The organism is Rickettsia sibirica 246 (assembly GCF_000166935.1).
Lineage (GTDB): Bacteria > Pseudomonadota > Alphaproteobacteria > Rickettsiales > Rickettsiaceae > Rickettsia > Rickettsia rickettsii.
In genome coordinates this window covers 497,488-513,125 of the sequence record NZ_AABW01000001.1, presented here as the reverse complement: position 1 = coordinate 513,125, position 15,638 = coordinate 497,488, and the positions used below count along the sequence as shown (strand labels likewise).

The following is a 15,638-nucleotide window of genomic DNA, read 5'->3' as shown; positions in this document are numbered from 1 at the left end:
CAGGATTTTGGCACGAGGTTGCTTCGTCAAAATTTTCAATTTTTCCTCGCAATGACGTTTTTAAGCCATAACGAGAATAGTTTATGCTAAAAGAAGAAGACAAAATTTTTACTAACCTGCATGGGCAGCAAAGCCATGATTTGAAATCTAGCAAGAAGCGAGGCGATTGGGAGAATACTAAAGCTTTGCTTGATAAAGGTAGAGATTTCATCGTTGAAGAGGTTAAGAAATCAGGGCTTAGAGGGCGAGGAGGTGCCGGATTTTCTACCGGTATGAAATGGTCATTTATGCCTAAAAATTTAGAGAAGTCTTGCTATTTAGTAGTAAATGCCGACGAGTCTGAGCCTGGCACTTGTAAGGATCGTGATATATTAAGGTTTGAGCCGCACAAATTAATAGAAGGTTGCTTGCTTGCAAGCTTTGCTATAGGAGCGAATAATTGTTATATCTATATTAGAGGTGAATTTTATAATGAAGCCTCTAATGTTCAGCGTGCCTTAGATGAAGCCTATAAAGAAGGGTTAATAGGAAAGAATTCTTGCGGTTCGGGCTTTGATTGTAATATTTATTTACATCGTGGGGCGGGTGCTTATATTTGTGGCGAAGAAACGGCATTGCTTGAAAGCTTAGAGGGCAAAAAAGGTATGCCTCGTTTAAAGCCGCCTTTTCCTGCCGGCTTTGGGTTATATGGCTGTCCGACTACTATAAATAATGTTGAGTCTATCGCAGTAGTGCCAACCATTTTAAGACGAGGAGCTAGCTGGTTTGCTGGTATAGGTAAACCTAACAATACGGGCACTAAGATTTTCTGCATATCAGGGCATGTTAACAAGCCTTGTAATGTTGAGGAAGCAATGGGCATTTCGTTAAAAGAATTGATTGAGAAATATGCGGGTGGTGTTCGTGGTGGATGGGATAATCTTAAAGCCATAATCCCGGGCGGTTCTTCCGTGCCTTTACTTCCTAAGTCATTATGTGAAGTGGATATGGATTTTGATAGTTTAAGAACAGCAGGTTCTGGACTTGGTACAGGCGGTATTATAGTTATGGATCAATCTACCGATATTATTTATGCAATAGCAAGGCTTAGTAAATTTTACATGCATGAATCTTGCGGGCAATGTACTCCTTGCCGTGAGGGTACGGGCTGGATGTGGCGAGTTATGATGCGACTAGTTAAAGGTAATGTCAAAAAATCTGAGATAGACGAACTCCTTAACGTTACGAAAGAAATAGAGGGGCATACTATCTGTGCTTTAGGTGATGCGGCAGCTTGGCCGATTCAAGGGCTGATACGCCATTTTAGAAGCGAGATTGAGGCAAGGATAAAGAGTGATAGTGTGGTTTGACTTTTTATCGTCATTGCGAGGAGATATTGCCTGCGTGGATACTAAGCCGTCATTGCAAGCGACTGAAAGGAGAAAGGAGTGTGGTAATCTCATGAAATAATAACAAACTCCTGAGATTGCTTCGTCAATTACTTTGTAATTTCCTCGCGATGACGATTCCAATTTATAAATAATTAAGAGATTATGCAAACAGATAATACAAAATCAAACACTAATAAAACAGCTAAGCAAGAGTGGGGGTCTTTTGCTTTTGTAATATGTATCGCTTTACTTATTAGAATACTTATTATGGAGCCGTTTACCGTTCCGACCGGGTCTATGAAAGCAACCATACTTGAGAATGATTATATATTTTCTACGAAATATAGTTATGGTTATAGTAATTATTCTTTATCTTTTTTTGATTTTATTCCTCTTTTTAAAGGGCGCATATTTGCTCGTGAACCGGAGCGTGGCGATATTGTAGTTTTTCGTCCGCCTAACGATATGAGTGTTAGATATATAAAGCGTTTAATAGGGCTACCCGGTGATAAAATTCAATTGATTGATGACGTAATATATATTAACGACAAAAAAATAGAACGCACGGAAGTTGGAACTTATATAAGCGAAGAGGGAATAAAATATTTAAAGTTTAAAGAAATACTGCCAAACGGTAGAACATATTTTTCTTATAAGCTTGCTCCTATTTATGGCGTTATATATAATGATAGATACGGTAATACGGATGTTTTTTATGTACCTGAAGGGCAATATTTCTTTTTAGGGGATAATAGAGATCAGTCAAATGATAGTAGAGTAAATCTTGGATTTGTACCGTTTGAAAATTTTATTGCTAAAGCACAATTTATTTGGTTCTCAACAAAAATAACTTGGTGGGATAATGATATAGGAGTTATTAATCTAGTACTAAAGTTAAAGCCATGGATTGAATCTGTTAGGTTAAATCGAATTTTCAGAAATCTTTATAACACGGATGCGTAATGGAATCATTTGAGAAGTTAGAAAAGCTACTTAGCTATAGTTTCAAAAATAAAGAGCTTTTAATAGAGGCGTTGAGTCACCCGTCTTTAAGGCAACATCACGAGTACAAGGATGATAAAGATTATGAACGATTAGAATTTCTAGGTGATGCTGTATTAAATTTAGTAATCACAGAAATTTTATTTAGAAATTTTGCAAATTATAATGAGGGGAATTTAGCTAAAATTAGATCATATTTGGTTTGCAAAGAAACAATATGCATGGTTGGAGCTAAACTTACTTTAAAAAATTATATAATTATGACTCATGGCGAAGAAGTAGCAGGTGGGCGTGATAATCTTAATAATATAGAAAATGCCACGGAAGCTTTAATTGCAGCTATATATCTTGATAGCAATATTGAAACAACCCATGATATTATCGAGAAGTTATGGGCAGAATTTATAAAAGTTCAGAATTTAACGGATTATGACCCAAAAACTGCTTTACAAGAATGGGCTCAAGCTAGTGATCATCACCTACCTATATATCGTCTGATAAAAAGAGAAGGAGCCTCCCATTCATCGACTTTTACGGTTCTTGTAAAAGTAAAAGATTATGAACAAACAGGCACTGGTCACGCAATAAAAGAAGCAGAGAAAAACGCAGCACGCAGCTTATTGCATAGACTTAAAAATGACTAATAGACATCTTGCCAAATTTGCTTATAGAGAGGAATTTAAAGGAGACACGGAAGCACTGGCCGCTGCAGTACGCGAGGATGCGAGTACTGGATCGACGTCTCAATTACCTCTAGAAGTGCAGTTTGGGAAGATGTCTAATCAGAAAACGGTATCGGTTTGTATAATCGGGCGACCTAATAGCGGAAAATCAACTTTATTAAACAGAATAATCGGTGAGAAGCTTTCAATCGTTACCCCAAAAGTTCAAACTACTAGGTCAATTATTACTGGTATTATTACCTTAAAAGATACACAGGTAATTTTATACGATACGCCCGGTATATTTGAGCCGAAAGGGAGCTTAGAGAAAGCAATGGTAAGATGTGCGTGGTCTAGTTTGCATAGTGCGGATTTAGTTCTGTTAATTATTGATAGTCTAAAGTCGTTTGATGATATAACGCATAATATTGTAGATAAGCTTCGCTCACTTAATATTGTTCCGATATTTTTATTGAACAAAATAGACATCGAATCAAAATATCTAAATGACATTAAAGCTTTTTTAACAGAAAATCATCCTGATAGTTTGCTTTTTCCTATATCTGCTTTATCAGGCAAAAATATTGATGGATTACTTGAATATATAACAAGTAAGGCCAAAATTTCTCCTTGGCTTTATGCGGAAGACGACATAACGGATTTACCTATGCGTTTTATTGCAGCAGAAATTACAAGAGAGCAGTTATTTTTAAATTTGCAGAAAGAACTCCCTTATAAATTAACCGTACAAACCGAAAAATGGGAAGATCTTAAAGACAAATCCGTAAAGATTAATCAAGTTATAGTAGTTTCAAGAGAGAGCTATAAAACTATAATACTCGGTAAAAATGGCTCTAAAATCAAAGAAATAGGAGCAAAATCCCGAATGCAAATGGAGAGATTTTTTGGATTTCCTGTTCATTTATTTTTATTCGTTAAGGTGCGTGAGATGTGGGAGAATAATCAAGAATTTTATCAGTATATGAAGATATAAAGCTGTCACCCTGTGGCTTGACAGGCTTTGTTGGATCGTTTTCGATGTCATTCCCCCGAAAGCGGGAATGACATAAAAGCCATATAATAATGCCAATAAAAATAACATTAAATAATCATGATAATACTTGGGATTGATCCGGCACTTGGGAGTCTTGGATGGGCAGTAGTGGCAAAGGAGACCGCACAGTTGAAATATTTAGCTAGTGGTATTATTAGAACAAATAGTAAGGATGCAATTCATCATAGACTTGCTTTTATTAATAGTACATTAGAAAAAGTAATATTAGAATATCAACCAAATATGGCAGCGATTGAAGAAACATTTGTTAATACTAATAGCGTGACTTCTTTAAAGCTTGGATATGCTAGAGGGGCGATAATGTCGCTGATCGGTAGATATAATTTGGACATGCGAGAGTTTAAGCCAAATACGGTAAAAAAAACCGTAACAGGATATGGGCATGCAGAGAAAGACCAAATGTTGCATATGATAAAGCTTTTGCTGTCTGGCACTGCCTTAATTACCAATTCTGATGAAGCTGACGCCGTAGCGATTGCCTATACCTGCTTAGTTACAAAAAATTATTAAAATGAATCCAATAATAATATTAGTTACCCCGCAAATGGGTGCGAATATAGGTGCTACTGCAAGAGCAATGAAGAATTTTGGCTTAAATGAGCTTAGAATCGTGGCTCCAAGAGACGGCTGGCCTAATGAGCAAGCACGTAGTAATGCAGTCGGAGCGGTTAATATTATAGATCATGCAAAAATTTTTGATAGCCTAGAGGATAGCATTAAAGACCTCGAATATTTATATGCTACTACTTGCATTAAAAGGGCTATGAATAAAGATTATGTATTTTCACAAAATTTACCTTTAGATTATCCAAATTCTGAAAAAGTTGGGATAATGTTCGGACGGGAAAATAATGGGCTTAGCAACGAAGAAATCGCATTTGCTACTAAGATTATCACTATTAATACAACCGAATTTAGCTCATTAAACATTGCTCAAGCGGTTATTATTATATGCTATGAGTTGTTGCGTAATTCTACGCCCAGAGAGGATAGGATGTACATAACATTCAAAAATTAGCTACTAAAGAAGAAATAGAGCATTTTTTAGTAAATTTATTCGGCAAACTCGATAAAGCTGGATTCTTCAAGGCTCCCGACAAAAAAACTGTTATGCAACAAAATATCACTAATATATTTACACGTATAAATAGTCTCTCTTCCCCTGAAGTCCAAACTCTGCAAGGTATTATTAAATCTTTAAATCAATGATATTTAGTAATTTCTTAAGTTCAGGAACATAAGTTCTTATTCGGTTATATATTTCATCAGCAAGCTTTTTATCGTAAGTATAAGATATCATATTACTACGATCAGTAAGCATATAAATCCATAAACTCTCATCATTTATAATACCGGCAACAAAAGCTTCCTTTATCACTTCTTTAGGATAGTGAAGAAATGTGCCTTTTTGAGAAAAATATTCTTTTAAAAACTTCCAAGCGAGTTCAAAAGTAAATTCAAATCTTTGTATAGTGGCATCAATATAAGCCCTATCTTCTGTTGTCGGTTTTAAATAAATATCTTCAAGCTTCATAAAAGCTTTACGAAATTTTTCAAGTTTAAGGTTTATTTTTGACATATATAATTTTTTTTCTTTTAATATATTTTTATAAAGTTCAGAGCTTATTTTAGTACTTTCAAACCTTACACAATCTATTTTTGAAAGCGTGTCGGCATTCTCTATAGTAGAAATAACTGCTAGCCATTCTTGATCTTGGAATATTAGGGCAGATACAGAACGCTCATCGTTATCCCCTCTAGCACGAGAAACCAAAAAGCCATATTTCATTGACAAACGGTAAAGATTTTAGCTTATTAATGAATATATATGATTGTATATCTTTATCCATATAATTACCAGCTTTTGATTAAAGATTTAATAATTTTAGCTACTCTTTCTACTTCATTTAAGGGTTTGTAGCTATATTCTTCTAGAGCAATAGCCGACTTATCAAAAATTCTTGCTATCTTCTGTTCTACTAACTGCTTTATAAAAATCTTATGCTTTGACGAATTAAAGTTTGGTGGGCAGAATATATAAAGAGGCTTGCCGCTTGAAGCTGCTTCACTGCACATTGAGATTGAGTCGGCCGTAGAGATTATATATTTTGCCTTGGAGAGCATAGCTATATAAGGATTATAGCCTGCGTCTTCGTTCGGGTAATAAATAATTGTGGAGGACGGCATATTATTTTTAATAATTGATTTTACAGTGTGTGGTGTACGTCTACTAAAACTAATGAAAAAAGGTATTTTTTGATTAGTATATATTTTATTTAATAATGAAGCGAATAAAACTGCTTCATCTTCATGGAAATTAAATTTTTTATTATTCCCACCGATTATCACTGCAATAAACTGTTTAAGATTAGGATAATGTTTTTGGAGTTCCAAGTTCGCTGCGGCGAACTGTTCAGTTACGTTGTTGATAGCTCCGTTGATGGGGATGATGTTTTTAAAGTCGTCATTGCGAGGAAATACGAAGTATTGACGAAGCAATCTAGTAAAAAAGCCCTGAGATTGCTTCAGCCACTTTGTGGCTTCGCAATGACGTTGGTCATGATAAGGCAGAATAACGGCATCAAATGCATTGTAAGGAAGATTAGGCTGCATTATTTGTATTAACTTGATATCTTTAAATTTCTTTTTTAAATAAAATGCTAGTACTGCCGTTCTTCTTCCAGCGGTAATTATCATATCAGGCGGGGACTTATCCAAAAGATACTGCAATAGCTCACTTTTTATATGAATAGGATAATATTTTAGTAAAAAGTTCGGTAGCTTAGCTAAGCAATTATATTCAAGCTTAATTGTTGTATATTCTTCCGTTAATTTTTCAGCAAGTGCAATAGCCTGATGGGTGTTGCCTGTTCTATCATCCTCCAATACGTGTATTTTCATTGTAAATACTTCTCTAAAGGTAATGTTAATAAGTTTGTTAGAGGTAGTGATTTATCGCAAGCCTCGGCTATTTGTGGTGTGATCGGAATTTGAGCGATTAGTGGTATATTATATTTTTGTGATAAATGTCCGCCACTATTATTTTTAAGCATATAGCTCATATTCTCAATTATTCCCAAAATAGGTAAATTTAGTTTTTGATATAAATCTATAGAACGTATTACGTCTATTTCTGATATTTTTTGTGGTGTAGTTACGATTATTACGCCGTCTAAATGATAATTTTCTAGTATACTTAAATGAATATCACCTGTTCCCGGCGGCATATCGATAATTAAATAATCTAAATTATCCCATTTTGTTACCGATAATAATTGATAAATAGTCTTACTCGCCATAGGACCACGCCAAATAATTGCCGAGTGGTCTTTAACGAAGAAGCCTATAGATATAATTTCGATGCTTTGAGCAAGTACCGGTATTATTCGTCCATCTTTCGTTTGCGGTACTTCGTTAATGCCGAATATATGCGGAATTGACGGACCGTAAATATCCGCATCTACTATCCCGACTCGGTAATTTGCTAGACTTAACTGCTGAGCGATAAGAGCCGATATTGTAGATTTTCCGACTCCGCCTTTACCTGACGCTACTAAGATAATTTTTTTTACATTTTCTACAAAATGTTTTGGTTTTTGAACTTTTTTCTCCATCGGTTTACTTTCGGTAAAAACAATTGTTATTTTATTTACTGCCGAAATCTCGTTAAGTTTATTAATTGCCTTAAGTCTAATTTCTTCGGCTTCTAACTTGTTTTTACCTGATATATCTATTGAGAAACCGATATTATTACCTTTAATTATAATGTCCGATATAACTTCATTTAAAAAAGTACCGTCTTTAAAGGTAATATGCTGAATTTTATCTATAATTTGTCGTTGGTGTAAATTCGCCATATTAAATTTCCTTTTTAAAGCTGTTTAAGCTCGTAACTTGACGTTATATACTATAATATATATAATCATCTCATCTTTAAAAATAATATAAAACAATAAAGCAAATGCTTAATAAAAAACATATCTCAATTTTAAAAAAATCCCCATGGAAAGATTTTGATTCTGATAAAGAAGATAACATATTCACAAGACCGCGTAAAAATCAATTTAATTTTGATCAATTTCAATTCCCGTTTAATTTCAATGCTAAAACAATAATTTTAGCTGTTGTTGCAGTGGTTGCTTTATGGCTCGCTTCGGGTATTTATGAAATAAAAGAAGGCGAAGAAGCAGCGGTAATAAGATTTGGGCGTTTTGTGCGTAAGGGCTACCCCGGGCTTAATTATCATTTACCGGCACCTTTTGAAAAGATAATAGTTGAGAAAGTTAAACAATCACGTCGGATTGAGATTGGTTATCGTACAAATAGCTCTCTGCGTAGCGGTGGCGATAATACTAAAAATATTGCCGGTGAAAGTATAATGCTCACCGGTGATGAAAATATCATTGCTTTAAATTGTGACGTAATGTGGCATATTAATAATCTTGAAGATTTTATTTTTAACGTACAAAGACCTGCAGAAACAGTAAAAGCAACAGTCGAGAGTGCCGTTAGGGAAGTCATAGGCAATACTCCTATTTCTTGGGTATTATCCGATCAAAAGCAGGAGATTACTTATAAAATAGAGAAATTAGCACAGAAGATATTGGATAGTTATAATGCCGGCGTTATGATTGAGAAAGTACAATTATTAAAAGCCGAGCCGCCTGCCGAAGTAATAGACGCTTATAGAGACGTGCAAACTTCAAAAGCAGATAAAGAAAAAGAAATAAATCAAGCTCAAGCCTATAATAATAAGATTTTGCCGGAAGCTAGAGGAGCGGCTGCAAAGATTATACAAGAAGCAGAAGGTTATAGAGCAGAAGTTATATCGAAAGCAGAAGGTGATAGCCAAAGATTTAATGCTATTTATAAACAATATGCTACAGGTAGGCAAGTAACTAGAGATAGATTATATTTAGAAGTAGTCGAAGAGATATTAGGCGGTTCAAATAAAACGATTATTAATAATGCACTACTGCCGCACATGGCTATTAAACCATAGGGGTGCTATGTCATTCCCGCTTTTGCAGGAATGACATCAAGCGTGTTTTTCACGCTATACACAAATGACATCTAAACAACAAGGAATATTAAATGCAACAAAAGATTTATTATATAATTTTTACAATTGTTTTTGGGCTGATACTGATTTCTAGCTCCTTATTTTCAGTTGACCAACGCCAATCTGCAGTAGTATTCCAGTTTGGTGAGGCAGTTAGAACTATAGAAAATCCAGGACTGAATATTAAAATCCCGTTTATTCAAAATGTTGAATTTTTTGATAAGCGTCTTTTAGATGTTGAGGTTGAGGCAAAAGAATTAACGGCTGCTGACGGTAAACGAGTTATTGTTGATGCCTACGCCAAATTCCAAATTAATAATCCCGTAATGTTTTATAAAACGGTACATGATTATCAAGGTGTGAAAATTAGGCTGACTCGTAATCTTGAATCGTCAATGCGTAAGGTGATAGGTAAAATCTCGCTAAGTAGCCTTTTAAGTCAGGAACGTAGTAATGTAATGTTAAATATCTTAAATCAAGTGGACGGTGAAGCTAAAAGCTTCGGTATTGATGTTGTAGATGTTAGAATTTTAAGAGCAGACTTACCAAAAGAAAATAGTGCGGCTATTTATCGTCGTATGCAAACGGCACGTGAAAAAGAAGCAACCCAAATTAGAGCGGAAGGACAAGAAGAAAGCGTGCGTATTCGTTCAAAAGCAGATAAAGAAAGTAAAATAATACTTGCTAAAGCTTATCGAGATGCACAAATTATTAAAGGTGACGGCGATGAGAAAGCGGCAAAAATATATAATTCTGCTTATTCAGTTGATCCGGAATTTTATAAATTTTATAGATCACTTTTAGTATATAAAAATTCTTTAAAGAAAGAGAATACTAATTTTGTAATTTCACCGGATGCTGAAGTTTTAAAATATCTAAATCTCACTAAGTAGTATACTAGTCTATTTACTTTTTATTTACTTGGAGTATATGGTTAATCTGAAAATAGTTATTGTTATAATAGTTTTAATATCAAGTAACGTTGTTCTAGCAAAAGAAAATAGTAGGTCTTTAAAGGTAGCAGCTCAAGAAGAGAATGAATTTACGGAAATAAATTCTGCTCCTTTAAAAGTAAGTGAAGCCGCTCGTTATAGCTTTGCCGATATAGTTGAACCGTTAATTCCTGCAGTCGTTAATATTTCAACAATAGAATATGTTAATAGTAAATCGGAAAACGCCGAGAAAGATCCTCTGCAAGAAAAAGTTAATGATTTTTTAGAAAAGCTTAATATACCGCTGAATTTGGAAGAGGTTGATCAAACTCCAAAAAGTGTCCCGCTTGGTTCAGGATTTATTATTGAACCTAACGGCTTAATAGTGACAAACTATCATGTAATTGCAAATGTTGATAAAATTAATATAAAACTTGCAGATAATACCGAATTATCGGCTAAATTAATAGGTAACGATACTAAAACCGATTTAGCTCTCTTAAAAATAGATAGCGAGGAACCTCTACCTTTTGTTGAGTTTGGAGATTCAAATGATGCAAGAGTAGGAGATTGGGTTATTGCGATCGGTAATCCGTTCGGTAATCTAGGTGGTACGGTGACAAGTGGTATTATTTCTTCTAAAGGGCGGGATATCGATATAGATACGGATAATATAGTCGATAATTTTATTCAAACGGATGCTGCAATTAATAACGGTAATTCTGGTGGTCCTATGTTTAATTTGGATCAGAAAGTAATCGGCGTAAATACGGCAATTTTTTCACCGCTCGGTACTAATATAGGTATCGGTTTTGCAATACCGTCAAATACTGCAAAGCCTATAATCGAACGTCTTAAGAAAGATGGAAAAGTAAGTAGAGGGCGCCTTGGAGTAACAATACAAGATTTAACCGAGGAAATTTCTGAAGGGCTAGGACTTAAAAATACTAGAGGGGTGTTAGTAGCTAAAGTACAAGAAGATGGTCCAGGTGATAAAGCGGGAATTAAAACAGGTGATATAATAATAGAGTTTGCAGATATACCGGTTAAAAATACTAAAAAATTACGTGTAATTATTGCAGATGCTCCTATTGATCAGGAAGTAAAAGTAAAAATACTTCGCGATAAAAAGGAGCTTGAGTTACCTATTAAAATTACTTCGGATAATGAAGAGGTTACCAAAGATTCTACAGAAGAGACCAATAAGAAAGAAATAACAAATAAAGAAGAAAATAATTTATCTATTACTAAAAATAATATTACTTTTGGTAATTTGACTGAAGAACTAAGACAAAAATATACTATTCCTCAAGATAAAATGGGAATAGTGATAACCAATATTGATGAAGAAGAAAGTAGCTTCAAAATTGGTGATCTGATAACCAATATTAATCAGAAAAGCATAGACGATATAAGTAAGCTAGAAGAATTATATGAAAATGCTAAAAAATCAGATAAGCAAAATATTTTGCTCTTGATTGAAAGGGGGAGTAGTAATATGTTCGTACCATTGCAGGTTATGTAGTTTTCTATGTTATTTCCACGAAGGTGGGAATCCAGAAAAATAATCTTAACATTGATACAAAAATTACATATTGAATAAAAGAAAGCTATAAAAATAAGTTTTTTATAGCTTTTGCTGGATTCCCGTCTTCGCGGGAATGACATAGAATGTAAAAATAATACCTAAATAATTTATGTATGAATGAAAAAATAGCAATTTTAAGTGCATATAGTTTTGTTAATATAGAAGAACCGGCGAATTTGATACCGAAACTTTTACTTATAGGTAAAAGAAAATATGTTAGAGGTACTATTTTATTAGCTAATGAAGGCTTTAACGGTTCTTTTTCAGGTTCATATGAAAATGTAAATCTTGTACTTGAAGAATTGATAAAGCTGACCGGTCCCAAAGATGTTAACGTTAAAATAAATTATAGTGATGTTCATCCTTTTCAGAAATTGAAAGTCAGACTGAAGAAAGAGATCGTAGCAATGAACGTTGATGATTTAAATGTTGATTTGTTTAAAGGCGAATATATAGAGCCGAAAGATTGGGATGAATTTATCACAAAACAAGATGTTATAGTAATAGATACTCGAAATGATTATGAAGTAGAGCTTGGTACATTTAAATCAGCAATTAATCCTAATACCAAAACATTTAAACAATTTCCTGCTTGGGTTCAGCAGAATCAAGAATTGCTCAAAGGTAAGAAAATTGCTATGGTTTGTACAGGTGGTATCAGGTGTGAAAAATCCACCAGCTTACTTAAAAGCATAGGTTATGATGAGGTATATCATTTAAAGGGTGGAATACTGCAATATCTAGAAGATACACAAAACAAGAACAATTTATGGCAAGGTGAATGTTTTGTCTTCGATGATAGGAGAGCAGTGACAGATGATTTATCGCCTGTAGAAAGACATTGGTTGCAGAGATAGATGTCGTTGACCGATTGAAACGTGTAGTATGTCATTCCCGCGAAAACGGGCATCCAGAAAAAAGAGAGCTTTTAATTTTAAAAATTCAGTATATTTGTATTTTTTAATTACTGGATTCCTGCTTCCGCGGGAATGACATAACCCTTTGTTTATTTATTAGAAATATATGACTAAAACCAAACAAGAAATTTATAATAAGCGTCCAACTTCACCGCATTTAACTATATATAAGCCGCAAATAAGTTCTACATTATCAATTTTGTATCGTATGACCGGCGTAGCTTTGTTTTTTGCGGTGTCAATCTTGGTGTGGTGGTTGATTCTTAGTCAATATGACAATAATTATTTACAGCTTGCTGAATGCTGTATTATAAAAATATGCTTAGTAGCTGTTAGCTACGCTTGGTTTTATCATTTATGTAACGGCATTCGGCATTTATTTTGGGATATCGGTTACGGTTTTTCTATAAAATTGGTTAATATCACCGGTTGGTGTGTAGTGGTAGGATCTGTATTATTAACGGTATTGTTATGGGTGTAGTAATTAAAAATGTCATTGCGAGGAGATGCGTAGCATCGACGTGGCAATCTCAGAAATAATAACAAATGCCTGAGATTGTTTCGTCAATTGCTATGCAATTTCCTCGCAATGACGAAAAGCTAAAACAAATAATAGAGAAAATTAATGGTATATGATTTTAAAGCAGAAATTGTAAAAGCAAAAAATAGCGGTTCTGCTAAAAGCGGTTCTCATCATTGGTTATTGCAAAGAGTAACGGGGATTATATTAGCTTTATGTTCTGTGTGGCTAATATATTTTACGTTAACCAACAAAAATAATGATATAAATATTATTATGTTGTGGGAACTTAAAAAGCCTTTTAATGTAGTAGCTTTGTTAATTACGGTGGTTATTTCGTTGTATCATGCGATGCTTGGTATGCGTGTAGTAATTGAAGATTATATAAGTTATCACAAATTACGTAATACATTGATTATAATAGTGCAATTATTTTGTATTGTTACTATTGTAGCTTTTGTAGTAGTGCTGTTTTATAAAGGATAAAAATTGTCATACCGCGGCTTGACCGCGGTATCCAGAAAACAATATTGTGTATTGAATTACTGGACCCCGTGGTCAAGCCATGGGGTGACAGAGGTAGACAATTCACGTATCAAAATAGTAAAAAATTAATTTAATGACCAAAGCGTATAATATCATTCATCATAAATTTGACGTAGTAGTTGTAGGTGCAGGCGGAGCAGGTCTTCGTTCTGCATTCGGTATGGCTAAAGAAGGGCTAAATACCGCTTGTATAACTAAGCTGTTCCCAACCCGTAGTCATACTGTGGCTGCTCAGGGCGGAATTAGTGCGGCTCTTGGGAATATGGGCGAAGATGATTGGCGTTGGCATATGTATGATACGGTCAAAGGTTCTGATTGGTTAGGCGATCAGGATGCCATTGAGTATATGTGCAAAAACGCTCCCGATGCGATTTTAGAGCTAGAGCATTACGGCGTACCTTTCTCAAGAACTGAAGAGGGAAAAATTTATCAGCGTCCTTTTGGAGGAATGACAACAGAGTACGGCAAAGGAAAAGCAGCTCAGCGTACATGTGCTGCGGCAGATCGTACAGGGCATGCCATACTGCATACTTTATATCAACAGTCACTAAAACATAAAGTACAGTTTTTCGTTGAGTATTTTGCTATTGATTTATTGATGGAAGATGGTGAATGTAGAGGTGTAGTTGCGTGGAATTTAGATGACGGTAGTCTGCATTGTTTTAGAGCGCATAATGTAGTGCTTGCAACGGGCGGATACGGGCGTGCTTATTTTTCGGCGACGTCTGCTCATACTTGTACTGGTGATGGGGGCGGCATGGCGATTAGAGCCGGTCTTCCACTGCAAGATATGGAATTTGTACAGTTCCATCCGACAGGTATATATTCGGCCGGCTGTCTTATTACCGAGGGGGCAAGAGGCGAAGGGGGATATCTCGTTAATGCAAACGGTGAGCGTTTTATGGAGCGTTATGCTCCTGCTGCAAAGGATTTAGCTTCAAGAGATGTAGTTTCAAGAGCAATGACTATAGAAATCAGAGAGGGGCGAGGAGTCGGCGAGCATAAAGATCATGTATTTTTACATTTAAATCATTTATCGCCGGAGATTTTACATAGTCGTTTGCCCGGTATCTCTGAGACGGCTAAAATTTTTGCCGGTGTTGACGTGACTAAAGAGCCGATACCGGTACTTCCTACGGTACATTATAATATGGGCGGGATACCGACGAATTATCACGGTCAAGTCATAATTAAAGACGGTAAAAATCATAATAGCGTAGTAAAAGGGCTTATGGCAATCGGTGAAGCGGCTTGCGTATCGGTACACGGTGCTAACCGATTAGGATCAAATTCTTTGCTTGATTTAGTAGTATTTGGTAGAAGTTCTGCATTAAAAGCAGCCGAGCTTATTAAGTCTGCGAGTCCCCACAAGTCTATAAAAGAAGAAAGCCTTGAAAAAATTATAAATAGATTTGATAAAGTCCGTCACGCTAACGGTAATATTTTAGTTGCAGAGTTAAGGCTTAAAATGCAAAGAACTATGCAAAGCCATGCTTCGGTATTTAGAACTCAAGAGGTACTAGATGAAGGGGCAGGAATGATTAGCGAAATAAGAAGCGGCTATAAAGATATAAAAATTAACGATAAATCTTTAATTTGGAATAGCGATTTGGTGGAAGCCTTAGAGCTAGATAATCTACTTGATCAAGCTTTAGTAACGGTATATTCGGCAGCTGCAAGAAAAGAAAGCAGAGGAGCTCATGCACGTGAAGATTATCCTGATCGTAATGATGAGGATTGGATGAAGCATACTCTTAGCTCTATCGATGAAGCAGGTAAAGTAGTTCTTGATTATAAACCTGTGACTTTAACTACTTTAACCGATGAAGTAACAGCAGTCCCGCCGGTGAAGAGAGTGTACTGATTAATGTTCTTATGTCATTCATGCGAAAGCAGGAATCTAGAAACCTTTAATGTTATCCCGCGATTTAATCGCGGGATCCAAAAATGCTTATTTTTTAGAT

At 35.1% G+C, this 15,638-nt stretch carries 15 protein-coding genes and 1 pseudogene; 13 read left to right on the top strand and 3 right to left on the bottom strand.

The features are described from left to right. The first annotated feature begins 83 nt into the window (after nucleotides 1-83). The 6 genes and pseudogenes from nuoF to RSIB_RS06875 all read left to right on the top strand — a co-directional run bounded on the left by nuoF (nucleotide 84) and on the right by RSIB_RS06875 (nucleotide 5,318). Entirely contained in the window at nucleotides 84-1,349 is a 1,266-nt protein-coding gene (gene nuoF, locus RSIB_RS03295; RefSeq protein WP_004996672.1) for an NADH-quinone oxidoreductase subunit NuoF, read from the top strand. Nucleotides 1,350-1,532: 183 nt separating this feature from the next. After that, nucleotides 1,533-2,333, top strand: a complete 801-nt coding sequence (gene lepB, locus RSIB_RS03300; RefSeq protein WP_004996669.1) for a signal peptidase I — start codon at nucleotides 1,533-1,535, stop codon at nucleotides 2,331-2,333. Next, entirely contained in the window at nucleotides 2,333-3,016 is a 684-nt protein-coding gene (gene rnc, locus RSIB_RS03305) for a ribonuclease III (protein WP_004996667.1), read from the top strand. The genes lepB and rnc overlap by 1 nt, the downstream gene beginning before the upstream one ends. After that, entirely contained in the window at nucleotides 3,009-4,028 is a 1,020-nt protein-coding gene (era, locus tag RSIB_RS03310; protein WP_004996665.1) for a GTPase Era, read from the top strand. The genes rnc and era overlap by 8 nt, the downstream gene beginning before the upstream one ends. Before the next feature lie 117 nt (nucleotides 4,029-4,145). Further along, on the top strand, nucleotides 4,146-4,619 hold the full coding sequence (gene ruvC, locus RSIB_RS03315; protein WP_004996663.1) for a crossover junction endodeoxyribonuclease RuvC: 474 nt from the start codon (nucleotides 4,146-4,148) through the stop codon (nucleotides 4,617-4,619). 1 nt (nucleotide 4,620) lies between these two features. After that, nucleotides 4,621-5,318: pseudogene (locus tag RSIB_RS06875) on the top strand (RNA methyltransferase). Here the strand turns inward: RSIB_RS06875 and RSIB_RS06000 are convergent. The 3 genes from RSIB_RS06000 to RSIB_RS03325 form a co-directional block, all read right to left on the bottom strand. Continuing rightward, entirely contained in the window at nucleotides 5,299-5,898 is a 600-nt protein-coding gene (locus RSIB_RS06000) for a nucleotidyltransferase substrate binding protein (RefSeq protein ID WP_004996658.1), read from the bottom strand. The pseudogene RSIB_RS06875 and the gene RSIB_RS06000 overlap by 20 nt on opposite strands. Before the next feature lie 65 nt (nucleotides 5,899-5,963). Further along, nucleotides 5,964-7,010, bottom strand: a complete 1,047-nt coding sequence (locus RSIB_RS03320) for a mitochondrial fission ELM1 family protein (protein WP_004996657.1) — start codon at nucleotides 7,008-7,010, stop codon at nucleotides 5,964-5,966. Beyond that, nucleotides 7,007-7,966, bottom strand: a complete 960-nt coding sequence (locus tag RSIB_RS03325) for an Mrp/NBP35 family ATP-binding protein (protein ID WP_004996656.1) — start codon at nucleotides 7,964-7,966, stop codon at nucleotides 7,007-7,009. The genes RSIB_RS03320 and RSIB_RS03325 overlap by 4 nt, the downstream gene beginning before the upstream one ends. A 104-nt stretch (nucleotides 7,967-8,070) precedes the next feature. On the opposite strand from RSIB_RS03325, the gene hflK reads away from it, so the two are divergent. From hflK to sdhA, 7 genes are all read left to right on the top strand, one after another. Beyond that, nucleotides 8,071-9,111: an FtsH protease activity modulator HflK gene (hflK, locus tag RSIB_RS03330; protein ID WP_004996655.1), complete on the top strand. Its 1,041-nt coding sequence runs from the start codon at nucleotides 8,071-8,073 to the stop codon at nucleotides 9,109-9,111. Between the two features lie 92 nt (nucleotides 9,112-9,203). Continuing rightward, nucleotides 9,204-10,064 (top strand): protease modulator HflC, encoded by an 861-nt coding sequence (gene hflC / locus RSIB_RS03335; protein WP_004996654.1) that lies wholly within the window; start codon nucleotides 9,204-9,206, stop codon nucleotides 10,062-10,064. Between the two features lie 37 nt (nucleotides 10,065-10,101). Beyond that, nucleotides 10,102-11,628: a Do family serine endopeptidase gene (locus RSIB_RS03340; protein WP_004996653.1), complete on the top strand. Its 1,527-nt coding sequence runs from the start codon at nucleotides 10,102-10,104 to the stop codon at nucleotides 11,626-11,628. A 176-nt stretch (nucleotides 11,629-11,804) separates the two neighbouring features. After that, nucleotides 11,805-12,548: an oxygen-dependent tRNA uridine(34) hydroxylase TrhO gene (gene trhO, locus RSIB_RS03345; RefSeq protein WP_004996652.1), complete on the top strand. Its 744-nt coding sequence runs from the start codon at nucleotides 11,805-11,807 to the stop codon at nucleotides 12,546-12,548. A 166-nt stretch (nucleotides 12,549-12,714) separates the two neighbouring features. Further along, the gene (sdhC, locus tag RSIB_RS03350; protein WP_004996651.1) at nucleotides 12,715-13,089 is read left to right on the top strand and encodes a succinate dehydrogenase, cytochrome b556 subunit; all 375 of its coding nucleotides are present in this window, start codon (nucleotides 12,715-12,717) and stop codon (nucleotides 13,087-13,089) included. Nucleotides 13,090-13,233: 144 nt separating this feature from the next. Next, entirely contained in the window at nucleotides 13,234-13,614 is a 381-nt protein-coding gene (gene sdhD, locus RSIB_RS03355; RefSeq protein ID WP_004996650.1) for a succinate dehydrogenase, hydrophobic membrane anchor protein, read from the top strand. Nucleotides 13,615-13,747: 133 nt separating this feature from the next. Next, nucleotides 13,748-15,538, top strand: coding sequence for a succinate dehydrogenase flavoprotein subunit (gene sdhA / locus RSIB_RS03360; RefSeq protein ID WP_004996649.1), 1,791 nt, complete (start codon nucleotides 13,748-13,750; stop codon nucleotides 15,536-15,538). The last annotated feature ends 100 nt before the right edge of the window (nucleotides 15,539-15,638 follow it).